Annotated in this window: 19 protein-coding genes; 7 read left to right on the top strand and 12 right to left on the bottom strand. The window is 55.2% G+C overall.

What is annotated here, in order from left to right; all coding sequences use genetic code 11:
- The first annotated feature begins 3 nt into the window (after positions 1 to 3).
- The 3 genes from soxR to LZ634_RS02260 all read left to right on the top strand — a co-directional run bounded on the left by soxR (position 4) and on the right by LZ634_RS02260 (position 4,055).
- Entirely contained in the window at positions 4 to 462 is a 459-nt protein-coding gene (soxR, locus tag LZ634_RS02270; RefSeq protein ID WP_234502112.1) for a redox-sensitive transcriptional activator SoxR, read from the top strand.
- 407 nt (positions 463 to 869) lie between these two features.
- A complete protein-coding gene (locus LZ634_RS02265; protein WP_234502111.1) occupies positions 870 to 2,219 on the top strand; it encodes an NCS2 family permease in 1,350 nt (449 codons plus the stop codon).
- Positions 2,220 to 2,408: 189 nt separating this feature from the next.
- Positions 2,409 to 4,055, top strand: a complete 1,647-nt coding sequence (locus LZ634_RS02260) for a Na+/H+ antiporter (protein ID WP_234502110.1) — start codon at positions 2,409 to 2,411, stop codon at positions 4,053 to 4,055.
- A gap of 102 nt (positions 4,056 to 4,157) precedes the next feature.
- Here the strand turns inward: LZ634_RS02260 and LZ634_RS02255 are convergent, their stop codons facing one another.
- The gene (locus tag LZ634_RS02255) at positions 4,158 to 5,039 is read right to left on the bottom strand and encodes a LysR family transcriptional regulator (RefSeq protein ID WP_234502109.1); all 882 of its coding nucleotides are present in this window, start codon (positions 5,037 to 5,039) and stop codon (positions 4,158 to 4,160) included.
- A 101-nt stretch (positions 5,040 to 5,140) separates the two neighbouring features.
- On the opposite strand from LZ634_RS02255, the gene LZ634_RS02250 reads away from it, so the two are divergent.
- The gene (locus tag LZ634_RS02250; RefSeq protein WP_234502108.1) at positions 5,141 to 5,551 is read left to right on the top strand and encodes a CidA/LrgA family protein; all 411 of its coding nucleotides are present in this window, start codon (positions 5,141 to 5,143) and stop codon (positions 5,549 to 5,551) included.
- The gene (locus tag LZ634_RS02245) at positions 5,544 to 6,233 is read left to right on the top strand and encodes an LrgB family protein (protein ID WP_052281851.1); all 690 of its coding nucleotides are present in this window, start codon (positions 5,544 to 5,546) and stop codon (positions 6,231 to 6,233) included. Before LZ634_RS02250 ends, LZ634_RS02245 begins: the two co-directional genes overlap by 8 nt.
- A 42-nt stretch (positions 6,234 to 6,275) precedes the next feature.
- Here the strand turns inward: LZ634_RS02245 and LZ634_RS02240 are convergent, their stop codons facing one another.
- Both LZ634_RS02240 and LZ634_RS02235 read right to left on the bottom strand, forming a co-directional pair.
- On the bottom strand, positions 6,276 to 7,553 hold the full coding sequence (locus LZ634_RS02240) for an ABC transporter substrate-binding protein (protein ID WP_234502107.1): 1,278 nt from the start codon (positions 7,551 to 7,553) through the stop codon (positions 6,276 to 6,278).
- Positions 7,554 to 7,661: 108 nt separating this feature from the next.
- Entirely contained in the window at positions 7,662 to 8,957 is a 1,296-nt protein-coding gene (locus tag LZ634_RS02235) for a Gfo/Idh/MocA family protein (RefSeq protein ID WP_234502106.1), read from the bottom strand.
- Between the two features lie 47 nt (positions 8,958 to 9,004).
- Here LZ634_RS02235 and LZ634_RS02230 point away from each other — a divergent pair, with 47 nt between their 5' ends.
- Complete coding sequence (locus tag LZ634_RS02230; protein WP_234502105.1) at positions 9,005 to 10,582, top strand: hypothetical protein; 1,578 nt, start codon at positions 9,005 to 9,007, stop codon at positions 10,580 to 10,582.
- Between the two features lie 210 nt (positions 10,583 to 10,792).
- Here LZ634_RS02230 and actP read toward each other — a convergent pair whose 3' ends face one another.
- From actP to acs, 3 genes are all read right to left on the bottom strand, one after another.
- Positions 10,793 to 12,442: a cation/acetate symporter ActP gene (actP, locus tag LZ634_RS02225; RefSeq protein ID WP_234502104.1), complete on the bottom strand. Its 1,650-nt coding sequence runs from the start codon at positions 12,440 to 12,442 to the stop codon at positions 10,793 to 10,795.
- On the bottom strand, positions 12,439 to 12,753 hold the full coding sequence (locus LZ634_RS02220; protein WP_234502103.1) for a DUF485 domain-containing protein: 315 nt from the start codon (positions 12,751 to 12,753) through the stop codon (positions 12,439 to 12,441). Before LZ634_RS02220 ends, actP begins: the two co-directional genes overlap by 4 nt.
- A 164-nt stretch (positions 12,754 to 12,917) precedes the next feature.
- Positions 12,918 to 14,876 (bottom strand): acetate--CoA ligase, encoded by a 1,959-nt coding sequence (gene acs, locus LZ634_RS02215; RefSeq protein ID WP_234502102.1) that lies wholly within the window; start codon positions 14,874 to 14,876, stop codon positions 12,918 to 12,920.
- A gap of 414 nt (positions 14,877 to 15,290) precedes the next feature.
- On the opposite strand from acs, the gene gltP reads away from it, so the two are divergent.
- A complete protein-coding gene (gene gltP, locus LZ634_RS02210) occupies positions 15,291 to 16,604 on the top strand; it encodes a glutamate/aspartate:proton symporter GltP (RefSeq protein ID WP_234502101.1) in 1,314 nt (437 codons plus the stop codon).
- A gap of 232 nt (positions 16,605 to 16,836) precedes the next feature.
- Here gltP and LZ634_RS02205 read toward each other — a convergent pair whose 3' ends face one another.
- The 6 genes from LZ634_RS02205 to LZ634_RS02180 all read right to left on the bottom strand — a co-directional run bounded on the left by LZ634_RS02205 (position 16,837) and on the right by LZ634_RS02180 (position 24,720).
- A complete protein-coding gene (locus LZ634_RS02205; RefSeq protein ID WP_234502100.1) occupies positions 16,837 to 17,520 on the bottom strand; it encodes a tetratricopeptide repeat protein in 684 nt (227 codons plus the stop codon).
- Between the two features lie 92 nt (positions 17,521 to 17,612).
- Positions 17,613 to 19,760: a formate dehydrogenase subunit alpha gene (fdhF, locus tag LZ634_RS02200; RefSeq protein ID WP_234502099.1), complete on the bottom strand. Its 2,148-nt coding sequence runs from the start codon at positions 19,758 to 19,760 to the stop codon at positions 17,613 to 17,615.
- 197 nt (positions 19,761 to 19,957) lie between these two features.
- A complete protein-coding gene (locus LZ634_RS02195) occupies positions 19,958 to 21,415 on the bottom strand; it encodes an MdtP family multidrug efflux transporter outer membrane subunit (protein ID WP_234502098.1) in 1,458 nt (485 codons plus the stop codon).
- The gene (gene mdtO / locus LZ634_RS02190; protein ID WP_234502097.1) at positions 21,412 to 23,394 is read right to left on the bottom strand and encodes a multidrug efflux transporter permease subunit MdtO; all 1,983 of its coding nucleotides are present in this window, start codon (positions 23,392 to 23,394) and stop codon (positions 21,412 to 21,414) included. The genes LZ634_RS02195 and mdtO overlap by 4 nt, the downstream gene beginning before the upstream one ends.
- Positions 23,394 to 24,425: a multidrug transporter subunit MdtN gene (gene mdtN, locus LZ634_RS02185; RefSeq protein ID WP_234502096.1), complete on the bottom strand. Its 1,032-nt coding sequence runs from the start codon at positions 24,423 to 24,425 to the stop codon at positions 23,394 to 23,396. Before mdtN ends, mdtO begins: the two co-directional genes overlap by 1 nt.
- Positions 24,426 to 24,444: 19 nt before the next feature.
- A complete protein-coding gene (locus LZ634_RS02180; RefSeq protein ID WP_234502095.1) occupies positions 24,445 to 24,720 on the bottom strand; it encodes a YtcA family lipoprotein in 276 nt (91 codons plus the stop codon).
- Positions 24,721 to 25,185: the final 465 nt, after the last annotated feature.

Here is a 25,185-nt window from a genome sequence, read left to right as displayed (position 1 = left end):
ATTATGGAAAAAAAATCGACGCGTATAAAAACGCTGCTTTCACCCGGCGATGTAGCGAAACGAACTGGCGTTGCGGTATCAGCGTTACATTTTTATGAAAGCAAAGGGCTTATTCGCAGCACAAGAAATAGTGGTAATCAGCGGCGCTATAAGCGCGATGTTCTGCGCTACGTGGCGATCATAAAAATCGCTCAGCGGCTGGGCATTCCACTGTCGACCATCGGCGACTCTTTTAGCGTCCTGCCGGAAAACCATACTCTGGGGCCGAAAGACTGGAAGCATTTCACCACCCAGTGGCGCGAAGAGCTGGATAAACGTATTCACGCGATGGAAGCGCTGCGCGATCAGTTGAACGGTTGTATCGGCTGCGGCTGCATGTCGCTGCGCGATTGTCCGTTGCGTAACCCTGGCGATAAGTTGGGCGAAGAGGGCACCGGCGCCCGCCTGTTGGAAGAAGAATAACCCGCCGCGATCCCCATCCGGGGATTGCGACATTTTTGCCATAGAATTGTTGCCAGATTGCGCATTCACGATAACGTTTGCGCATGGCTTGACCATTTCTTCATCGGCAATCGTTAATTTTGATAAAGCAGGGCAAACTTCTGTTGAAAAAGAGGGTATAAAAGCCAGATAATCGTTTGCCTCGAATTTTCGGACGCATCTTACGCCGAAAATGACCTGGCTCACCTCATTGCGCAGTCGCGTAAATGAGGAATCCGATTCTCGTTTTGTCTGCGCGGAGTTAATCGTTTGCTTTTTTGTGGCTCCCCTATTGCCGCAACGTAGCACATGGAGATGACGCTTAACTGGCAGTGGATGTTCCACCACGCAGACCAACGAATGATAAAAACTCTCAGGGGATGTTTTCTATGTCTACGCCTTCAGCGCGTACCGGCGGTTCGTTAGACGCCTGGTTTAAAATTTCTGCACGTGGTAGCTCCGTTCGTCAGGAGGTTGTCGCCGGTCTTACGACTTTCCTGGCGATGGTTTACTCGGTTATCGTGGTTCCAGGAATGCTGGGTAAAGCCGGTTTCCCGCCAGCGGCAGTCTTCGTGGCAACCTGTCTGGTTGCCGGTGTGGGTTCTATCGTGATGGGGCTGTGGGCGAACCTGCCTTTGGCCATTGGCTGCGCCATTTCACTGACCGCCTTCACCGCGTTTAGCCTGGTTCTAGGCCAGCAGATCAGTATTCCGGTTGCCCTGGGCGCCGTATTCCTGATGGGGGTGCTGTTCACCGTCATCTCCGCTTCCGGGATTCGTAGCTGGATTTTGCGCAATCTGCCGCAGGGCATTGCGCACGGTACCGGCATCGGTATTGGCCTGTTCCTGCTGCTGATCGCGGCAAACGGCGTGGGCATGGTAGTTAAGAACCCAATCGACGGTTTGCCGGTGGCGCTGGGTCAGTTTGACAGCTTCCCGGTGATCATGACGCTGATTGGTCTGGCGATGATTATCGGTCTGGAAAAAATGAAGGTTCCAGGCGGGATTCTGCTGACCATCATCGGTGTCTCCATTGTGGGCCTGATTTTCGATCCGAACGTGCACTTCTCCGGTATCTTCGCGATGCCGTCACTGAGCGATGAGAACGGTCACTCGCTGATCGGCAGCCTGGATATTATGGGCGCACTGAATCCTGTGGTTCTGCCAAGCGTTCTGGCGCTGGTGATGACCGCGGTGTTTGATGCCACCGGGACTATCCGTGCGGTAGCCGGTCAGGCAAACCTGCTGGATAAAGACGGCCAGATCATCAACGGCGGTAAAGCGCTGACCACCGACTCCCTGAGCAGCGTGTTCTCAGCAGTGGTAGGTGCGGCTCCGGCGGCGGTCTATATTGAATCCGCAGCGGGTACGGCGGCAGGCGGTAAAACCGGTTTAACCGCCGTGACCGTCGGCATCCTGTTCCTGCTGATTCTGTTCCTCTCTCCGCTGTCCTACCTGGTCCCAGGTTATGCCACCGCTCCGGCGCTGATGTACGTGGGTCTGCTGATGCTGAGCAACGTAGCGCGTATCGATTTCAACGATTTCGTTGATGCGATGTCTGGCCTTATCACCGCGGTGATGATCGTCCTGACCTGTAACATCGTGACCGGCATCATGATTGGCTTCGCGACGCTGGTCATCGGCCGCGTGGTCTCCGGCGAATGGCGCAAGCTGAACATCGGTACCGTGGTGATCGCCGCGGCGCTGGTTATCTTCTACGCCGGTGGCTGGGCGATTTAATCTCGTCATCGTCATCATAAAAACCCGCCTGCTGGCGGGTTTTTTGTTGGTAGTCAGGCTGAAAAATGGGACTTTTTTTCCATTTTCAGCCGCACCTCGTTTCCTTTTGCGTTACTCTGGAAACCGTATAATCAGAAGCACGACGCTTCATGTTTTGAATAATAAGACAACGCTGTAAACAGGGAACGCATGGAAATATTCTTCACCATACTCATCATGACCCTCGTGGTTTCGCTGTCTGGGGTGGTTACACGCGTACTGCCATTCCAGGTCCCACTTCCGTTAATGCAAATTGCTATCGGCGCGCTGCTCGCGTGGCCCACCTTCGGTTTGCACGTTGAATTTGACCCTGAACTGTTTCTCGTGCTGTTCATCCCGCCGCTGCTGTTTGCCGACGGCTGGAAGACGCCAACGCGCGAATTTATCGAGCACGGCAGGGAGATCCTCGGGCTGGCGCTGGCGTTAGTGCTGGTGACGGTGGTGGGGATTGGCTTCCTGATTTACTGGATAGTACCGGGCATCCCGCTTATTCCGGCCTTTGCGCTGGCAGCGGTGCTGTCACCGACCGATGCGGTCGCGCTCTCCGGGATTGTCGGCGAAGGGCGCATCCCGAAAAAAATCATGGGTATTTTGCAGGGCGAAGCGTTGATGAACGACGCCTCCGGCCTGGTATCGCTGAAATTTGCCGTTGCGGTAGCGATGGGAACCATGGTCTTTACCGTTGGCGGTGCTACGGTCGAGTTCCTGAAAGTCGCCATTGGCGGCATCCTGGCGGGCTTCGTGGTCAGCTGGCTGTACGGGCGCTCAATGCGTTTCCTCAGCCGCTGGGGCGGCGATGAGCCGGCCACGCAGATTGTGCTGCTGTTCCTGCTGCCGTTTGCTTCATATCTGATTGCCGAACATATCGGCGTATCCGGTATCCTGGCGGCCGTTGCTGCGGGGATGACCATTACCCGCTCCGGCGTGATGCGCACCGCGCCGCTGGCGATGCGCCTGCGCGCCAACAGCACCTGGGCGATGCTTGAGTTTGTGTTTAACGGCATGGTATTCCTGCTGTTGGGCCTGCAGCTGCCGGATATTCTCCAGAGCTCGCTGGTGGCCGCTGAAGCCGACCCGAACGTCGAAACCTGGATGCTGTTTACCGATATCATCCTGATTTACGCGGCGCTGATGCTGGTGCGTTTTGGCTGGCTGTGGACGATGCGCAAATTAAGCCAGCGCTTCCTGAAAAAGAAACCGATGGAGTTTGGTTCCTGGACCACTCGCGAGCTGCTGATTTCTTCTGTGGCCGGGGTGCGCGGGGCGATTACCCTTGCCGGTGTGCTCTCTATCCCGCTGCTATTACCGTCCGGCGATGTATTTCCGGCGCGCTATGAGCTGGTGTTCCTTGCTGCCGGGGTGATTCTGTTCTCGCTGTTCGTTGGTGTGATTGCGCTGCCGATTCTGCTGCGTCATATCGAGTCGACCGACAACGTTCAGCAACGCAAAGAAGAACAGCTGGCGCGGGCGGCGACGGCAGATGTGGCGATTGTCGCTATCCAGAAAATGGAAGAGCGTCTGGCGGCGGATACCGATGAGAATATCGATAACCAGCTGCTGACCGAGGTCAGTTCGCGCGTCATCGGCAACCTGCGTCGTCGGGTTGATGGGCGTAATGATGTCGAAACGTCGATGCTGGAAGAGCAGCTGGAGCGCCGCTTCCGTCTTGCCGCATTACGTTCTGAACGCGGTGAGCTGTACCACCTGCGCGCCACGCGGCAGATCAGCAACGAGACCTTGCAGAAGCTGCTGCATGACCTCGACCTGCTGGAAGCTTTGCTGATTGAAGATGCCTAGTCAGTGAGTTCTTGTGCGGCCGCCGAATAGCGGCTGCACCTTACCCGCCCATCGTTCATTCTCCGTTGGCCGGGTAAGCCCAGAACCCTCAGGTAATGGGCATTACGGTAGCGTAAATCCCTCGCAGCACTTCAGCCACGCCTGGGCGCTGTGCGACATATACACCCCTTCCCGCCAAATCATCCCTAACTGCCAGCGCAGCTTGCTTTCCAGCGGCAGCCAAAGCAGGGTTTTCGCATCCAAACGGCGGCAAATAGGCTCCGGCAAAATGGCAACACCGACGCCGGCCTGCACCATGGCGGCGAGAAAATCCCATTGTCCGCTGCGTACCGCAATCCGCGGCTTCACGTCGTGCCGCGTAAACAGCTGCATGAGCTGGCGGCTAAGGGCGAAATCTTCGTTATAAATCAGGAGCGGATGGGCCGCTAACTGCTGCGGTGACACCGAGGTTTGCTCCAGCCAATCGCCGGAACGCGGTACCAGCACGCACAGCGGATGGCTGAACAGCGGCTGAGTGGTGAGGGCGCTCTCTTCTTCCACCGGCAGCGCGGTGATGGCTAAATCCAGCTCGCCGTTGATTACCGCCTGCTGCACGGTCAGGCCGCCAAATTCGGAAATCTTGAGCTCTACGCCAGGGTAGCGCTGGCGAAACAGGCCAATGGGCCCCGCCATCAGCATACCGACCATCGGCGGAATACCCAGCCGCAGCACGCCTTTATTGAGGTGATTGATATCGCTGAGTTCAGCTTCCAGCTGCCGGAATTCGCCCAGAATCGCCAACCCGCGCTCGAACACCACCTGCCCGGTATCGGTCATTAACAGCTTACGGCCGTCGCGAATGAGCAGGGTGCAGTTCAGCTCATCTTCCAGATTTTTGAGCATCTTGCTGATGGTCGGTTGCGTCACAAACAGCTTCTCCGCGGCGCGGGTAAAGCTCTGCTGACGAACGACTTCGACAAAGTAGCGTAGCGTTCTTATGTCCATGATTATGCCTCTAAACTATGCTACCGATGAGTTTAATTCATTTCTGTCATCATCGTTGTCTCACTATACTGTGCGCCTGTGATTTTTTTGGACATCCCTCCATGGCTGAGGCCTTAGGGCGCGTTGTGCCCTCCGTTTTAAACCGTCTTCAGATTCCGGTGCAGGTATTGCTGTACGCCGGACTGTTTGTGTTTGCTGAATATCTGGTGAGCTGGTGGAATCTGCCGCTGCCTGCCAACCTCGTGGGGATGATCCTGCTGCTGGCGCTGATTGTCTGCCATATCGTGCCGCTAAAATGGGTTCGCGCCGGGTCGCGCTGGCTGCTGGCGGAAATGCTGTTGTTTTTCGTTCCGGCAGTGGTGGCGGTGGTGAATTACGCGCAGCTGCTGATGATTGACGGCTGGCGGATTTTCCTGGTGATCGCGTTGAGCACGATGATGGTGTTGGGCGCGACCGCCTGGGTCGTCGACAAGGTGTATCGCTATGAGATGAAACGGATGCACCATGACTAACTTTCAGCTGAGCGTGGCATGTCTGGTTATCACGCTAGTGCTCTATTTCGCCAATAAACGTCTGTATCGCCGCTTTCGTAAACTGCCGCTAATGCCGCTGGTACTGACCCCGGTGCTGCTGGTATTGCTGCTGGTATTTGGTCATATCTCCTATCAGAACTATATGGGCGAGGCGCACTGGCTGCTGTGGCTGCTGGGCCCTGCGACCATCGCGTTTGCCGTGCCGGTTTACGATAACCTGGCGATTATTAAACGCCACTGGATGTCACTTTCCGCCGGCGTGATTACCGCCACGGTGGTGGCGGTAACGAGCTCAGTGTGGCTAGCGCGGTTGTTTACTCTGCCTGATGAGATTCAGCGCAGCCTGGCGGTTCGTTCCATCACCACGCCGTTTGCGCTGGCGGCGGCAAAATCACTCGGTGGGCAACCGGAGCTGGTGGCGCTGTTCGTGGTGGTGACCGGGGTGTTCGGCATGGCGATTGGTGATGTGTTGTTCCTGCGTTTGTCGATTCGTGAAGGGATGGCAAAAGGCGCCGGTTTTGGTGCCGCCTCGCACGGTGCCGGGACGGCGCGCTCGTATGAACTCGGCCCGCAGGAAGGTGTGGTGGCGAGCCTGGTGATGATGTTGTCTGGCGTGGTGATGGTGCTGGTCGCGCCGATGGTTGGCTGGCTGATGTTTTAGGTTGCTGCTGGGTCAGCGCAACGCGACCCAGCAACGAACGGCTTAACGATTCAAACGACGAACAATACGTTCAACCTGCTGGCGAAAATCGCTGACAACCTGGGCGATAGGCTTACCCTGATCGAGCTTTTCACGCGCGGACATAAATTGATCGACCACCTGCAAATCTTCAATATAGGGCGTCGCGACCACGGTGGTGGGCAGCGATTGCGCCTGTCGTAAACCGGCAACAACCGGATCGTTAGGGTCAATCACGCCTTTTTGCGTTAACAGCGTCTCGGCGGTTTTACTCAATGGAATGCCGCGCTCAAGGCCCAGCGCCTCAATAGCCTGCGGATCGTTGAGTAAGAAGTTCACCAGCATGGCCGCTTCTTTGGGGTGTTTGCTCGACTTCGCCACCGAGAACATCTGCGCGGTCTTGAAGTACACGCCGGACTCCGTCACGCCCGGCAGCATCACGTAATCGCCCAGCACCAGTTTGGCCGGTGGCGTGAGGTTGTTGATGTACATGCGAATGGAAATATTCCAGGTAAAAGTCCCGCCCCATTCACCGTTGATCCACGGCTTCATTTCATACAGATTGCCCTTGCCGTAAGAAGAGAGCGTTTTTGGCGACGGCACCACGTGGTCATCGCTAAGGCGTTTCACAAAGCGGAACGCTTCCTGCCACTGCGCATCGTTCCAGGTAAATTTACCGCGGCTGTCGAACATCGGTTTCTGATATTTCTGCATCATGTAGGCGTTGAGCAGCAGGATGACATCCTGATCGACCATGCTGTACGGATAGTAGTTTTTGCCCAGTTTCTGCTGGAAGCTTTTCCCGGCTGCAAAAAGTTCATCCCAGGTTTTCGGGTACGCCAGCCCGGCCTTTTTCCAGGTGACGTCGTTGTAATAGAACACCGGCGCGTTGACCGAGATAGGCAGGCCGTTGAGCTTGCCGTTGATGGTGGTGGACTGTAAATCTTTGGCCTGATACTGGTTCAAATCCAGCTCATTTTTGAGCTTATTCAGGTCGTAATATCCCTCGCCATTTTTGGAAAAAATAATCAGCCACGGCCAGTTGGTTTGCATTACGTCCGGCTCGGTGCCGCTGGCCATTTGGGTGGTCAGGCGTGAAAGATGCCCATCCCAGCCGGTATATTCCGCCTTCACTTTGATCTCGGGATACGTTTTCTCAAAGGCTTCCAGCGCCTTGAGCGTTGACTGGTGGCGGCTGTTGCCACCCCACCATGACATGCGTAATTCAACGGGCTGCTGCGCCCAGGCAGTGGTACAGGAAAGTAACAGTGATGCGATGACACCTGATGCGATTTTGTTCATTACTTGTCTCCGGGGAGAGGCAGAAATATTGTTATTAAACAGGTGAGTAACAGCATAATACTGACCGTCTTTCCCGGCGCAGCCTCCTGCCGCGCCGGAACGAGGGGCTTAGCGTTTCGCCAGGCGGGAAACCAGCTCGAACTCCTTAAAATTCACCGGGCGCTGCTGCTGCATGGAGATATTGCCCGCAATCCCGGTGAGAATAGACATCGCGCCGGCACGGTGGTCGGCTGCACGCTGCAGTGGGTCGTTGCCCGGTTCGCCGAACAAATCCGCCAGCATGGCGTTGTCACCGCCGCCGTGTCCGCCTTCACCCAAGTTGAACTCCGCTTTCCACGGCTCGGCAAACATCGGGAAGACGGTGATATCACACTGCTCCAGGCTGCCTTCGTTTTCGCGTTCACCGCCGGCATTGACGTAGGATTTCTCGATGATTTTCATCTCCAGACGGCCTTCGGTGCCGTTAAACACCACGTTCAGTCCTTCCCACGGCAGATAGGCATTGAGTGAGTAGGTGAGCTGAACTTGGTTTTGGTATTTCACCAGCACCGACAGGGTGTCTTCGATGGTGATGCCGTCGCTAAACACGCTCTGGTCGCGGAAATAGTTGTCTTCATGCTCGGCGTCGAGGTACAGCGCTTTAAGCTGTTCGTTGTCCGCCATATTCAGCGCGAAGGGATCGTTTTTGGCTTCGGCATAGCCATGGGTGCGCGGGTAGAACTGCGAGACACCGCGCTTTTCTGCATTTTCTTTGCCGTAGAATTGCAGGCTGCCTTCGGCGTAAACGCGCTCTGGATAGCTGGCCAGCCAGAAGTTCATCAGGTCGAAGTGGTGGGTGGATTTGTGCACCAGCAGGCCGCCGCTGTTGCGTTTTTCACGGTGCCAGCGACGGAAGTAATCCGCGCCATGCTCGGTGTTGAGCAGCCACTCAAAGTGAACGGAAGTGACGTTGCCAATCACGCCCTGCATCAGCAGTTCGCGCACTTTGCTGTGGTGCGGCGCGTAGCGATAGTTAAACGCCACGCGCACGGTATGGCCGGTCTCTTCGATGGCATCGAGAATACGCAGCGCGCGTTTTTCATCAATGGTCATCGGTTTTTCGGTGATCACATCGCAGCCCGCCTGCAGCGCCCGGACGATGTAATCATCGTGGGTGCGGTCCATGGTGGTGACGATGACGATATCCGGGTGTGTTTCGCGGATCATCTCTTCGAACTGTGCCGCTTTCCAGGTGGATACCGGCTCTGCGCCTTCTTTCTGCAATAACGTGTTGGCGTAATTCATTCGGGTCTGATTGGTATCGCAAAACGCGACCATTTTGGCATTATCACGCCAGGTTCCACCAATCGCGGAAATATATAAACCCGCACGACCCCCGGTACCGACCAGAGCATATTTTTTCATGGCATCCTCGATTAAGATATAAATTCAAATATCAGCAAGGCGACGCAATGAAACGTATTCCGCATCAATTGATGGAGCTGAATAGCACTTTTATTTGGCACTGGCCCTGGTTTATTCAGGGCGTTAAAAGCGCGAAACAGCACGGTTTCACCGGCATCATCCTGCACCAACAGGAACTGCTTTCTTTTCTTGCTACGCCCTCGCCGTTAAGCCAAAAGCTCAACGTCGAGAACCTGATTCATCAACAAAATTACGCCCTGCAATATTTAAAACGCGTCGACCAATATCTGGCGGAAAATAATTTATCGTTTTGGCTGCAGGGCGAAGCCGCGCCGAGCGACGATATAATTAAGCGTAAATTTCCCGAACTGACGTTCGATGAAAAAAGCTCACCGGATTTCTGGCAGCATTTTTATGCCGCAATATTGCATCCACTACTTCATGCGCTGCCGCATCTCAGCGGCCTCATTTTGAGCCTGACCACCCCGGAATTTCAGACCACCCGCTGGCAGCAAAGCCTGCATGATGTCTGGAGCCTGTTGCGCGCCCAGGGTAAAAAGCTGGTGCTGCGCGACTACATTGATGACAGCTGGCCCCGGCAGCAGCTTTCCAACCTGCTGGCGACGCTTCCCGACGATGTGCGTGCCTCGATAAAAGCCACCGAGCTGGACTATCACCCCGGGTTTGCCAACCACCCGCACATTGCTACGTTGCCGGGGCATAAAAAGTGGATCGAGTACGATCTTTTTGGCACCGGCTACGGCTGGACCGCGCTGCCGTGCTATCTGGCCGATGAAATCAGCGGCCGGTTAAGCTGGGCGTTGAGTGCCGCCGAAAACGAGATTGAAGCCGTCACTTCGCGCGTCAGCTGGCAGTGGCTGCCCGATAGCCGGGTGATGGACTCCGCCAATGCCGTTAACCTGTTCGGCCTCTCCGCGGCCAACCAGACTGCGGAGGAATCTCAGCCTTCCGCCTTTGAGCGCTGGGCGGAGAATCAGCAGATTGGCTTTCGCTCAATGCAGGACAAACACCAGCTGTCGGCAATCATGCATGCCAGCTACGACTGGCTGTGCAAAACGCCGAACTTTCTGGGCCGCCGCCTGCACTATCAAAGCCAGATCCCGGAAAGCGTGGCTCAGGCGCAGCAGCTTCTGCACATGGATACCCGCAGCGCAAACTGGATGCATGCCTGGCAACCGCTGATGCCCACCGACGATCCGGGTTTGGGCAAAGAGCAGCGCGAGCGGGTGGCGCTGGAAAAAGAGGCCGCCTGCTTTTTAGCTTCACGCACGGTACAAAACCTGCGTGAGCTGATGCCGCGTATCACTTGCCCCAACGATTCGCTGGAGATCCTGCTGGCCGCCTGGCGTAGCGCGGAAATCTACAGCCAGATGTTTTCCCGGGTGGCCGCCGCGATGACCGATGTTCTGTGGATCGATCGCTACGGCCCGCAAAGTCTGCCGGCAGACGTGCTGCAAAAGCACCAACAGCATCTGCTGCGCTATACCGACACCCTGGAGCGTTGGTTGGTCAATCCGCCAGCTAGCGGCCCGCTGTTTCTGCCGTTGCTGCTAAGCCCAGAGCGTTTGGCTCGTTTTGCCAGCAGCCTGAATCACTCGCTGTGAGTAAAGAATAAAAACTGCGGCGGGGATTGTCTGCAAACGTCGTAGAGGTAAAACCGAGGATTGGCGTGGAAAGCGGAAAAGCGTGACAGCCAACGCGAATCACAGATAAAACTTGTGATGCGCGTTGGCTTTTTTCATTTAAATGACGTGATAAACATCACCTGAAGGGGCAAAAAATGTGATCCCCGACCAGCGGCCGGGGAGGGGATTTTAGTGCGCACGGCCCTGGTCGATGCCCAGACCGGTCTGCGAGCGGATAAACTGCGCGCGGAACTGGTCACGTTCGAGGTTGCCTGCTTCAGAGTTATCGGTGGCGGAGAAGAACCAGATACCGATAAAGGCGACGGCGATAGAGAACAGTGCCGGATACTCATACGGGAAAATCGCCTTTTCGTGGCCGAGGATGGTGACCCAGATGGTTGGGCCAAGGATCATCAGCACCACCGCCGTCAGCAGGCCCAGCCAGCCGCCGACCATTGCGCCACGCGTGGTCAATTTCGACCAGTACATGGAGAGCAGAATAATCGGGAAGTTACAGCTGGCCGCGATCGAGAACGCCAGACCCACCATGAAGGCGATGTTCTGATTCTCAAACAGGATGCCCAGCAGAATAGCCACCACGCCCAGCACCAGTACGGTGATTTTGGAAACCTTCAGCTCCTGACGTTCGGTGGCGCCTTTCTTAAACACGTTAGCGTAGAGATCGTGAGAGACCGCCGAAGCCCCTGCCAGCGTCAGACCCGCGACCACCGCCAGAATGGTGGCGAAGGCGACCGCAGAGATAAAGCCGAGGAACAGGTTGCCGCCGACCGCATCGGCCAGATGTACCGCCGCCATGTTGTTACCACCAATAAGCGCACCCGCCGCATCTTTAAACTGCGGATTTGCGCCGACCAGCATGATGGCACCAAAGCCGATGATGAAGGTCAGGATGTAGAAGTAACCCATAAACCCGGTGGCGTAGAACACGCTTTTACGCGCTTCTTTGGCGTCACTTACGGTGAAGAAACGCATCAGAATGTGCGGCAGACCGGCAGTACCAAACATCAAGCCAAGACCGAGCGACAGCGCGGATATTGGGTCTTTCACTAGCCCACCAGGGCTCATGATGGCCGCGCCTTTCGGGTGTACCGCCATCGCTTCGGTGAACAGGTTGTTGAAGCTAAAGCCGACGTGCTTCATTACCATGAAGGCCATAAAGCTGGCGCCGAACAGCAGCAGAACCGCTTTGATAATCTGTACCCACGTGGTGGCGAGCATGCCGCCAAACAGCACGTACATCACCATCAGTACGCCAACCAGCACCACGGCGACGTGGTAGTTGAGACCGAACAGCAGCTCGATAAGCTTACCGGCACCCACCATCTGCGCAATCAGGTAAAGCGCCACCACCACCAGTGAACCGCAGGCGGAGAGCAGACGAATTGGCCCCTGCTTGAGGCGATAGGACGCCACGTCGGCAAAGGTATAGCGGCCGAGGTTACGCAAGCGTTCGGCAATCAGGAACAGAATAATCGGCCAGCCGACGAGGAAGCCGAGCGAGTAAATCAGCCCATCGTAGCCCGATGTGTACACCAGCGCAGAGATGCCGAGGAACGACGCCGCCGACATAAAGTCACCGGCAATCGCCAGCCCGTTCTGGAAACCGGTAATGTTGCCGCCTGCGGTGTAGTAGTCGCTGCGCGAGCGCACCCGCTTTGAGGCCCAGTAGGTGATGTACAGCGTCAAGAGGACGAAAATCAGGAACATGATAATCGCCTGCCAGTTGGTTGGCTGGCGCTCAACGTGGCCGCTGATAGCGTCTGCCGCGTTGGCGGCTAAAGGAAGTGTGGCGGCGAGCGCCGTCAGGACTTTCTTCATGATGCTTTTACCTCGCGCAGTACGGCCTTGTTCAGGCGATCAAATTCGCTGTTAGCCCGCCAGACATAAATGCCGGTCAGGACAAAAGAAATAACGATAATGCCGATCCCGATTGGGATACCGCGCGTAACGCTAGTGCCCGCATGCAGCGGCGTGCCCAGCCAGCCCGGGGCAAAAGCGATGAGTAAAATAAAACCGACGTAAACCACTAACATGATCAGCGATAAGAAGGTGGCAAGCCGTTGCCGTTTTTCAACCAGCTCCCTGAAATGCGCACTATCTTCTATCTGCTGACAAATTTGATCATTCATCACAGAGTCTCCAGAGGTTTTTTATTGGTAGTGTTTTTTGTGCAAATCAGAACACCGTACGCTTCCTTCTTCCGAGGGTAGAAGGATAGGGCGAGGGGCGGTGTACGGTAGTGACACCCTCACCCCGGCCCTCTCCCGGTAACAGGAGAGGGGGAAGTCTTCGCTTATGACGGCATCGCGATGGACTGCTTCTCTTCCAGCAGTTTCTCCACCACGCCCGGATCGGCGAGGGTCGAGGTATCGCCCAGGTTGCTGGTGTCGCCAGCGGCGATCTTGCGCAGAATGCGGCGCATGATCTTGCCTGAACGGGTTTTTGGCAGCGAATCTGTCCAGTGCAGCACGTCCGGTGTCGCCAGCGGGCCAATCTCTTTACGCACCCAGTTACGCACCTCGGTATAGAGCGCAGGCGTTGGCTCTTCACCGTGGTTCAGCGTGACGTAGGCGTAAATTGCCTGGCCTTTAATGCTGTGCGGGATGCCGACAACCGCAGCTTCGGCAATCTTCGGATGGGAAACCAGCGCCGATTCAATTTCCGCGGTGCCTAAACGGTGGCCGGAGACGTTCAGCACGTCATCAACGCGACCGGTTATCCAGTAATAGCCGTCTTCGTCACGACGCGCGCCATCACCGCTGAAGTACATGTTTTTGAAGGTCGAGAAGTAGGTCTGCTCAAAGCGTTCGTGATCGCCAAACAGCGTACGCGCCTGGCCCGGCCAGGAGTCGGTGATCACCAGGTTGCCCTCGGTGGCGCCTTCCTGCGGATGGCCTTCGTTATCGACCAGCGCGGGCTGAACGCCGAAGAATGGACGGCTGGCAGAGCCTGCTTTCAGCTCGATGGCGCCCGGCAGTGGAGTAATCATGAAACCACCGGTTTCCGTTTGCCACCAGGTGTCCATCACCGGACATTTCTCGTTGCCAATTTTCTGCCAGTACCACTCCCAGGCTTCCGGGTTGATAGGTTCGCCCACGGAGCCAAGAATGCGCAGGGAGGAACGATCGGTTCCGGTCGTGGCTTTGTCGCCTTCAGCCATCAATGCGCGAATCGCCGTCGGTGCGGTATACAGAATGTTAACTTTATGTTTATCAACCACCTGACACATGCGTGCTGGCGTTGGCCAGTTTGGCACGCCTTCGAACATCAGCGTGGTCGCGCCGCAGGCCAGCGGACCGTACAGCAAATAGCTGTGACCAGTAACCCAGCCGACATCGGCGGTACACCAGTAGATGTCGCCCGGATGGTAGTCGAAGACATATTTAAAGGTGGTCGCGGCATACACCAGATAGCCGCCGGTGGTGTGCAATACACCCTTTGGCTTGCCGGTGGAACCGGAGGTATAGAGGATAAACAGCGGGTCTTCTGCGTTCATCTCTTCCGGCTGATGCTGGTCGCTGGCGTTTTCTTGCAGGTCGTGCCACCACAGGTCGCGGCCTTCCTGCCAGTCAATTTTGCCGCCGGTGCGCTTGAGTACTACCACGTTTTCAATGGTTTTAACGTTCGGATTTTTCAGCGCATCGTCGACGTTTTTCTTCAGCGGCACGTTACGTCCGGCGCGAACGCCTTCATCAGATGTGATTACCAGACGCGCGCTGGAGTCGATGATACGGCCAGCAACGGCTTCCGGCGAGAAACCGCCGAAGATAACGGAATGGATAGCGCCAATGCGGGCGCAGGCCAGCATCGCCACGGCCGCTTCCGGTACCATCGGCATATAGATAGCCACCACGTCGCCTTTCTTCACGCCTAAAGAGAGCAGGGTGTTTGCGAAACGGCAAACGTCGCGATGCAGTTCGCGATAGGTAATGTGTTTGCTTTGAGTGGCGTCGTCGCCTTCCCAGATGATGGCGGTCTGATCGCCGCGTTCCTGCAGGTGGCGGTCAAGACAGTTGGCGGCCAGGTTCAGGGTGCCGTCTTCGTACCACTTAATGGAGACGTTGCCAGGGGCAAAAGAGGTGTTTTTGACTTTGCTGTAAGGCCGCATCCAGTCGAGGATTTTACCCTCTTCCGCCCAAAACGTATCAGGACTGGTGACGGACTGCTGGTATTTGGTCTTGTATTGTTCCGGATTAATCAGGCAGCGTTCTGCAATATTTGCAGGAATAGAATGTTTGTGAATTTGGCTCATGCTTTTTTTCTCCATGTAGGATGTTAATAATATGTCGCACAAAAGTTAATAACAGAGGGAGGGGAAGCTTTGTTTACTATTTGCGCGGCAGATCACGCATTAGTGGAATTGTTCAAATAACGTTCATTTGATTCTTTGAACAGAAATAATTGCGGAAGGGGATTTATAGAAAATGGCGGAAATTTTTTGTTTTTATAACAAAAACTTATAAATAATTACTGGTAGAAATTAGTAGTAATATCGATTTCTGTGGTGAAAAGCCCTGAACTGAAAGGGTTGCGCGGGACACCGTACAGATGATACTGATATTGCGCGTTAAAAACCTCTAAAAGTAAACGCAACACAAATCACCCCCTTTCAAGTGGATATCATTCCCGTTCGGTATGGTATTTTTCATTGAGGAAGTCTGCAGTTATGAAAAAAACACGAATCAGCCTGGCGTGGCAAATTCTCATTGCCCTGGTGCTAGGTATTATTCTGGGTAGTTATCTTCATTATCATAGCGATAGCCGCGAATGGCTGGTTATGAATCTTCTGTCTCCTGCTGGCGATATTTTCATCCATCTGATTAAAATGATCGTCGTGCCGATTGTTATTTCTACGCTGGTCGTGGGAATAGCCGGCGTCGGTGACGCAAAACAGCTTGGGCGAATTGGCGCTAAAACCATTCTTTATTTCGAAGTGATCACCACGATAGCGATAATTATCGGTATCACCATGGCGAATGTCTTCCAGCCAGGGGCTGGGATCGACATGTCTCAGCTGGCGACGGCGGACATTTCGAAATACCAAAGCACCACTGCGGAAGTACAAAGTCACGCCCATGGGCTGATGGGGACAATCCTATCTCTGGTGCCGACCAATATCGTGGCGTCGATGGCAAAAGGCGAAATGCTGCCGATTATCTTCTTCTCGGTACTGTTCGGCCTCGGCCTCTCCTCGCTGCCCGCTACGCATCGTGAACCGCTGGTGACAGTGTTCCGCTCTATCTCCGAAACCATGTTTAAAGTGACCCACATGGTGATGCGCTACGCGCCGGTTGGGGTGTTCGCGCTGATTGCGGTGACGGTGGCGAACTTTGGTTTTGCCTCCCTATGGCCGCTGGCGAAGCTGGTGCTGCTGGTGCACTTCGCGATTCTGTTCTTCGCGCTGGTGGTGCTGGGGATTGTGGCGCGCATCTGCGGGCTGAGCATCTGGATCCTGATTCGCATCCTTAAAGACGAGCTGATTCTGGCGTACTCCACCGCCAGCTCCGAGAGCGTGCTGCCGCGTATTATCGAGAAGATGGAAGCCTACGGCGCACCGGCGTCGATCACCAGCTTCGTGGTGCCGACCGGCTACTCCTTTAACCTCGATGGTTCAACGCTGTACCAGAGTATTGCCGCTATCTTTATTGCCCAGCTGTACGGTATCGACCTGTCTCTCTGGCAGGAAATCGTGCTGGTACTGACGCTGATGGTGACCTCGAAAGGTATCGCGGGCGTACCTGGCGTCTCCTTCGTGGTTCTGCTGGCGACATTAGGTAGCGTGGGGATACCGCTGGAAGGTCTGGCGTTTATTGCCGGTGTCGATCGTATCCTCGATATGGCGCGTACCGCGCTGAACGTGGTGGGTAACGCGCTGGCGGTGCTGGTCATCGCTAAGTGGGAACACAAGTTCGACGTTAAAAAAGCGCGAGCCTATGAGCGTGAGATGCTCGGCAAGTTTGATAAAACAGCCGACCAATAATAGAAAGAAAAACAACGCCGGGATTTCCCGGCGTTGTTGTTTTTGGGGCACCGAACTGATTTTCCCCTCACCCTAGCCCTCTCCCCAAAGGGGCGAGGGGACCGAATGGTGCGATTCGCGGCGGTTTAGCGCTGGCCTGGCTAACCGCTTTGGCACCCAGCCATACATATAGCTCACCCCAACCCTCTCCCTTTGAGGGAGAGGGTTGGGGTGAGGGTGGAGCAGCGAGCTGTTACTCCGCGCTCACCTTATCAAACTCTTCGCAGCCGGTATCAAACCCTTCGGTACAGCTCAGGTTCAGCCACTGCAGCGCCTTCTGTTTATTCGGCGTAATAAAGCCTTTCTCACCGTTCAGGAACATCATGCCGGCCCAGTGTTCGGCATAGCCGGTACGCGACAGCGCTGAACTGTTTTTAAAGTAGTCCGTCGCCTTTTCATCGTCTTCTTTCACACCGGTGCCGTTGGCGTAAATCAGCCCTAGCAGCATCTGCGCATCGACGGCAAAATCGCTTTCTGCGTTGGCAGATGCCTGCTCAAGCAGCGTCACCGCGCGTGGGTAGTCGGTTTGCCCCGACTGGCTGTTGATAAGCACGCGCGCGAGGATCACTTCACCCGCCCGGCTTCCCGCCTTCACGGCTTTTTCCGCCAGCGCTTTGGCGGCAGGATAATCCAGATCCACCGGGTTGGTAATTTTAATCTGCGCCAGAAGGGCATAGGCATCTGCATCACCGCCGTCAGCGGATTTCTGCGCCCAGAACTCGGCTTTGCTCAAATCGCGTGAGCTAAACCAGGTATCCGCCAGATAGTATTGCGCGCGGGCGTCTCCGGCCTCTGCGGCTTTCAAATATTGGCTACCCGGCTCATCCGCATGGGCGAACAGCGCAACCAGCCATAGCAATGCAAAAATGTGTTTCATTTTATTGTGTAGGTGACCGAGGAAGTGGGCAGTATAAAGATAAAGCGAGGATAAAAAAACGCCCCCGAATGGGGGCGTTGAAACGAGTCCGCTTAGCCCATCGCGCTTTCGCGCAGACTGGCCTTCAGCTTCGTATACTCATCAATCACATACTGCTCGGCGGCGCGTTGGTCGGCAATCGGCTCAACGTTCACGGCGCAGTACTTGTACTCAGGCGTTTTGGTAATCGGGCTCAGGTTCTCGGTTACCAGCTCATTACATGCCCCAATCCACCATTGATAGGTCATGTAAATTGCACCTTTGTTCGGGCGATCGCTGACGGCGGCGCGGGTAATGACTTTACCTTTACGGGAGTTCACCCACACCAGCGCTTCATCTTCAATGCCTAAACGGGCGGCATCGGCGGTGTTGATCTGGGCATAGCCCGGCTCGTCCGCCAGCGCGGCCAGCGCCGCACAGTTGCCGGTCATCGAACGGCAAGAGTAGTGGCCGACTTCACGCACCGTTGACAGTACCATCGGGTACTCTTCGGTGAGTTTGTCGATAGGCGCAACCCAGTCGCAGGTGAAGAACTGCGCCAGACCGTTTGGCGTGTCGAACTTCTCTTTAAAGAGGTAAGACGTCCCCTGGTCTGCGTCAGACTCATCGCGGCATGGCCACATCACATAGCCCAGCTCGCCCATTTTGTCGTAGGTGGCACCGTAGAAATCAGGGCACAGGCTGCGCAACTCATCCCAGATTTCCTGAGTGTTGTTGTAGTGCATTTTGTAGCCCATACGGGTGGCGATTTCACTGATGATCTGCCAGTCCGTTTTCAGGTCCCACTTCGGCTCAACGGCTTTAAAGAAGCGCTGGAAGCCACGGTCAGCGGCGGTAAAGACGCCTTCATGTTCGCCCCATGACGTAGACGGTAAAATAACGTCTGCGGCCGCAGCGGTTTTGGTCATGAAGATATCCTGGACGATAACCAGTTCCAGATCTTCGAAGCCTTTACGAACCGCAGAGAGTTCGGCATCGGTCTGTAACGGATCTTCACCCATGATATACGCCGCGCGCACTTCGCCATGCGCCGCGCGGTGCGGCAGCTCGCTGATGCGATAGCCGGTATGCTCAGGCAGACTGTCTACGCCCCAGGCTTTGGCGAATTTCTCGCGGTTTTCCGGGAACTTCACGTACTGATAGCCCGGATAGGTATCCGGCAGCGCACCCATATCACAGGCGCCCTGAACGTTGTTCTGGCCGCGGACTGGGTTAACGCCAACGCTTGGCTTACCGAGGTTGCCGGTGAGCATCGCGAGGCTGGTCAGTGAACGCACGGTTTCCACGCCCTGATAGAACTGGGTGACACCCATGCCCCACAGGATGGCGGCGTTGTTTGCCGAGGCATACATACGGGCGGCCTGGCGAATTTCCTGCGCGCTAACGCCGGTAATCGCTTCAACGGACTCCGGCGTATAGCCTTCGACAATCTTACGGTACTCTTCATAACCTTCGGTACGGGCAGCGACGAACGCTTTGTCGTACAGGTTTTCTTCAATAATGACGTGCCCCATGGCGTTGAGCAGCGCGATGTTTGAGCCGTTTTTCAACGCGATGTGCATGTCAGCAATGCGCGCGGTTTCAATTTTGCGCGGATCGCAGACGATGATTTTCGCCCCGTTACGTTTAGCGTTAATCACGTGATTCGCCACGATAGGGTGGGAATCCGCCGGGTTGTACCCGAAGATAAACACTAAATCGGTGTTATCAATTTCGTTAATCGCATTACTCATTGCGCCGTTACCGACCGATTGGTGCAGACCTGCAACCGAAGGGCCGTGTCAGACGCGAGCGCAGCAGTCAACGTTATTGGTACCAATAACGGCGCGCGCAAATTTCTGCATTACATAGTTGGTTTCATTACCCGTCCCGCGTGAGGAACCGGTAGTCTGAATAGCATCCGGGCCGTATTTCGCTTTGATCGCGCTCAGGCGGTCAGCAACGTAATTTAGCGCTTCATCCCAGGAAACGGATTCCAGTTTGCCGCCGCGCTGGCGACGGATCATTGGGGTCTTCAGGCGCGGGGTCAGGATCTGGGTATCGTTAATGAAGTCCCAGCCATAATAGCCCTTCAGACACAGAGTACCCTGGTTGGTTTTCCCCTGCGCCGCCTCAGCCCGGACGATTTTACCGTTATCGACCACCAGGTTGATTTTGCAACCTGATGCGCAATACGGGCAAACCGTGACGACTTTTTTCATCGGTCTCGCTCCAGTTAATCAAATCGCGCATACGCGCTGTCGCCCTCAGTATGCATCTTTTATGCCACTTTTTTATTGTGGGCATTCCCTGATGTTACGGGCAAAATTTGGTCAAAACCCTGACGAAAAACAGGCCATCGTCATATTTGACGTGTCGAAATGATAAGCCGCGTGACATTTATCACGCGGCGAGAAGATTAGTGAGAGGACACCGGCGCCTGATAACCGCCGCCGAGCGTTTTGATGAGTTGAATGCTTTGAATGACGCGCTGAGTGTCCAGCACCAGCAGCGACATCTGCTCGGAAAGCACCGGCAGGCTGGATTCTGTGGCCTGTAGCCGACTACCGAGTCCGCGATTAAACGCGGCTTCGGCGGCGCTTTGGCTAAAGCGGCTCGCATCGACGCGCTCAAGCTGCAGTTCGCGTTCTTCGTTCAGGGTTTGCAAACGCGTACCGTTAATCGCCACATCGCGTACGGCGTTCAGCACCGACTGGTTATAGTGTTCAATCAGCATGTTGCTGGTGGCGCGGGTATTTTTCAGGTTGGCGTTCAGACGACCACCGTCGAACAGCGGCAGGCGCAGGCCGGGGATAAAGTTAATCTGCTTGCTGGGGGCTTTGAACAGATCGTCAATGTGAATGGCATCCAGGCCGAAGAATGCTTTGATATCGAAGCTTGGATAAAACAGCGCTTTCGCGGCATCGACCTGATCGAGCGAAGCCTGCACATACCAGCGCATCGCCTGCAGATCCGGGCGGCGGGCGAGCAGATCGTAGGAAAGCGTTGAAGGAATGCCCGTCTGTACCTGCGGCAGCGCGACCGGTTTGATCTCTGCCAGTTCGTTGCCGTTGGCTCCGATGAGCGCGCGCAGCGATTCGCGCGTCTCTTTAATTTGCCCTTGCGCTGCGGCAATTTGTTTATCTACCGCCAGCAACTGCGCCCGCGTGCCGTGGTAAGGGATCTTCGCTTCTAATCCACGAGACTCTTTGCTCAGGTGCGCCTGAACCGCGTAATCAATTACGCTACGGGTTTGCTCAAGCAGGTCGAGCATCTGATAGTTTGCCTGCATGCTGTAATAGAGCTGCGCCACGCCGGTTGAGAGAGCCAGTTCCACCGCCGCCGTTTCAGCGAGTGCCGCGTTTTGTGCGCCGATCGCTGCCGCAACGGCGGAGCGATGAGCGCCCCACAGATCGAGATCCAACCCAGCAACCAGACCGACGGTCGCTTCGGTGTAGTAAGGGCCGTCCATTCCGAGTCTGGGAGCGTCCAGCGCGTAAGGGCCGAGGAAACCGTTGGCGGATGCACGCTGCCGGTTAATCATTCCGAGCGCCGCCATCTGGAGCTGCGATCCTGCTTCCAGCAGATCGGCCTGCGACTGGGCTTTCTCTTCACGCATTTTTGCTTCGGCAAGGGTATGGGAGCCGGACAGCGCTTTGTCGATAAGCGAACTGAGTTGAGGGTCGTTAAGCTGCCGCCACCACTGCGCCTGGGGCCACCCCTGGCTCGCCAGGTGAATATCGTCCGCCAGCTTGATTTGCGTGGGCTGTAGCTGGGAATGGGCAGCAGAGTCGTTGCGGATCAATGCGCAGCCGGAAAGCGTCGTGGCGCTGCCGATAAGGCCGCACAGGAGAATGCGGAAAAAGTTACGGGTCATTGTAATGTGGCTCCTTGCGCCTGGGCCTCAGCGACGGTGGTCGCTGGACGGGTCCAGTCGGGTAAACTGACTATCTGCTGTATAACGCGCTGCGTTTGTGCGGGTAAGGTGGGGGATATTTCACTGGATAGCGATACGGGCGTAGCCTCGCCGTTTTCCAGCCCTGCGGCGTATTGTTCCAACGCTTGTGCGAAGGCAGGAAGTGGCGCCGTGGCGCTGTCGCAGCCGTAGAGGATCTCCCGGCTGTGTTGAAGCGTGTCGCGGCTGAGTGCGAGAAGATGCTCGCGTTTATCATCATCAAGCTGCCGTTCCAGCGCCACGCGTGCACACATCTCTTCGCAAGCGTTAAAGGCGGTATGGCAGCCGACACGCAGCTGGAGATAGGCTCGCCGATCGACAGGATCCTGCTGCGGAATGCGCAGCAGCTTACCCAGCATGTTCAGCGTACTCGCCAGCTTACGCGGCAGAGTATTGGCTTCACTTTCCGGCCAGATAAAGGTGAAGATCACCGCCGAGACGGCCGTACCGATCAGGATGCCAACCGCACGATCGCGGATCTCGACTAAATCGTAAACCGGGCCAAATACGTTTTCGAGGGTTGCCAGTGAGAAGGTCACGATGATCTGCGTTCCAATATAGGAGGATCGCTCCGATCCGGTGGCTATCCATGCGCCGAGCAGGAAAACAGGCGACAGCACGCACAGCAGCTCAACGATATTATCCAGCCACGGCATGATACAAATGGTCACCAACAGCGCCAGGACTGCGCCCATGAACGCGCCACCAAAACGGAGCGCCATTTTCTGGCCGGTTGAGCCAATGCTGGGGTTGGCGACGATGATGCAGGTCAGCATGCTGGTATGGATACCTTCCCAATCGGCGCCGGAGTAGAAGATGTAACAGATCATGCAGGCCAGCAGTGTTTTCAGCGCGTAGCGGACGTAGGCCGGATTGCTGAAGGCGTCCGGTACCATCGACGACTCTTTCACCGCGGGGGCTGGCGGCGTTTTTGGATCCATATGACCAAGCTGGAGCAGACGTTCACAGAGACCTTCCAGTCCACATTCCCGGGCAATAATGCGGTCTTCGGCGCTCAGCTGCCATTGAGTTTGCCAGGGCTCCCCTTGTGCGATAGCGCTCTGTAGTGCCGTGATTTCATACTCTAGCTTATACGTCAGGGCCGGATGTCTGGCGGCTTCGTCGCTGTAGCGGTTGAGAGTGGTATACAGATAGCTGACGGTGGCGACACAATTTTTCCACCAGGCGCTATGCGCTTTCCAGTCGGCATCGTCGAGCATGCAGAAGGCGCTGAGTTTTTGCAGCGCCAGCACTTCGCGCTCAACGTACTTTTCCGCCAGCGCTGGCGTCGGTACCGCCAGATGGCTCAGTGCATCATCCAACCTCGCGCACAATGACTCCTGTATTTGCTGCCCGGCTCGGCTCGGGAACCAGAGGACGCCCAGCAGGACCATCAACAGCGTGGGGTAAAGTCCAACGACGATACACCACAGGGTAAGGCGCGCGACCACCTCGGGATAATCAATCATGCCGGGAAAGGTCTGGCCGTATATGCCAACAATCGCGAGGGCAAAAAATATTAGCCCCAGCTTATAGGTGCGCATCAAAAACATGCTGCCAAAGACAATCAGGCTGGCGATGATCATGCGGAGCAAGGGATAGCTGTATGACCACTTGTAGATCATAAACAGAAAGCCAATTTCCATTATCGTCGCGGCGATAAACAGGATTGCCACAAATTTGGTGTAAAACGCATTCGACTGTACGCCGTAAAACAGTACCGTCAGCGAGATGCCCAAAAAAGGGACCTCAAAGGTCATGGAAATCAGCGTCACCAGCAGGCAACCCACCCACAGCTGAAGCATTTGCGACTGTCGTCCGGGACGCTTTTCGCTCAGTTCTCTATGGAAAAATGCCAGGAGTCGAACCACCGGCAGCGGCAGATAATTGAGTGCGTTCATTATTGTGACTCAAGGGTGGCAACCGCCGAGGCACCGATACGGAACATCTCCGGGTCCGGTTTATCGACCATAATTTTGACCGGGAAGCGCTGGGCGACGTGTACCCAGTTAATTGAACGCGCGACATGCGGCAGGCCGCCCAGTACCAGGCCGCCGTCTTCAGGCATCACGCCGTAGCCAATGGAGTCCACTTTGCCGCTAAAGGTTTTACCGCTGTCGCTCATCAGGTACAGGGTGGTTGGCGAGCCGGAGTGGATATTTTTCAGCTCGGTTTCGCGGAAGTTGGCGATGACGTACCAGTGGCGCGTATCGATCAGGGTAAAGATAGGGCGCATTGCCGAAGCGAACTGACCGATCGAGGTTTTTAGTGACACCACGCGACCATCAAACGGCGCACGGACGGTGGCCATTTCCAGATGCAGCTGGGTGAGGGCGATATCTGCCTGAATCGCAACACGTTGAGCGACCAGCGCATCAACGCCGCTCACGGCGGTAGCGGCCTGCTGAGCCTGTAACAGCGCGGCATTGAGATCGGCTGCGCTGGCGCGCTGCGCGGTGCGCGCGCGATCAACATCTTCCGCCGAGACAAATCCCTGCGACAGCAGCGGTGCCGTGCGGTTAAGCGTACTGCTGGCCTGTTTTTCTGCCGCCCGTGCTTTGGCGACCATCGCCTGAACAGAGTTGGCGGCCAGCTTCTGCGCGTCAACGCTGCGCTGTGTCAACATGATCTGTTCATCAAGGGCATGCAACATGGCCTGTGCTTTCGCCAGATTGGCTTCATACGGCCGAGGGTCGATGCGAAATAGCAGGTCGCCCTGCTTAACCGACTGATTATCCTTAACGGCCAGTTCGATGATACGTCCGCTGACTTCCGGGACCACATCTATTGTGTCGGCAGAGGCGTAGGCATCGTTGGTCGAAGGTGAGCTATCCAAACGCCAGATGACATAAACCATCACCACCAGGGCGAGTATGACCAGAAACAGAGCCGGGATTTTGTTATGAGAAACTTTTTTCTGCGAGCTTTCCATGGGCGCATCTCAATTTGAGTTAAAAAAACACCAGCCAGAACAGCATGGAGTACAGGGCAAAGAGGGCGGTATAAATAACGCCCGCGAATGAAATCACGTTATATTTTTGCAGCATGAGCCGCCGGGTGATGAGCACAAGAATGACGCCGGCAATCATGCAAAAAAGCCAGCCGGGATAATAAGCGCCTATAACGGGAATGGCCGGGGGAAGCGAGCATCCTGACAAGAGCGTCGCGAGCGTGAGCCAGCCGCATTTTTTCAGCCGCCTCACTATTCTGGATTTAACTATTGGCATAAAGAAGGACATCCTGTGTATTGCTAACAATATCCGGAGTGAATGTGAAATAAAAACAGAAAGCCCAGTATGGCGATTTTTTAATTTAAGAAATATAACTTTATTACGCCACAGCATTCATAACTTATTTATTTGTTATATTTTTCATTGTGAATTATTTTTAATATGAATGAGAGACATACTGCAGTGAATGGTATCTCTTTTTGTCAACAATGATTGTTTTGATGGCAATACGTTTCATTTATTCATTGGTTTGTTATGGCTCTGTTTTATATGGTTTTTATTGTCATGAGACATACATTTGTTTCGACTTGGGAAGAAAAAATGTTGCACTAATCGCAATAAAAACCCGGATTAAATGGAATGAGGTAGAGTTATACATATGAATCCTTACTTGATATTGATGTTGTGAATTTATTTTGTTAGTAATAAATGTGTGAAATAAAATTCTCTATGGGGAATGGT

The organism is Kluyvera intermedia (assembly GCF_021440345.1).
In the GTDB taxonomy this organism is placed as follows: domain Bacteria; phylum Pseudomonadota; class Gammaproteobacteria; order Enterobacterales; family Enterobacteriaceae; genus Kluyvera; species Kluyvera intermedia_A.
This window is presented reverse-complemented; position numbering and strand designations above follow the sequence as displayed.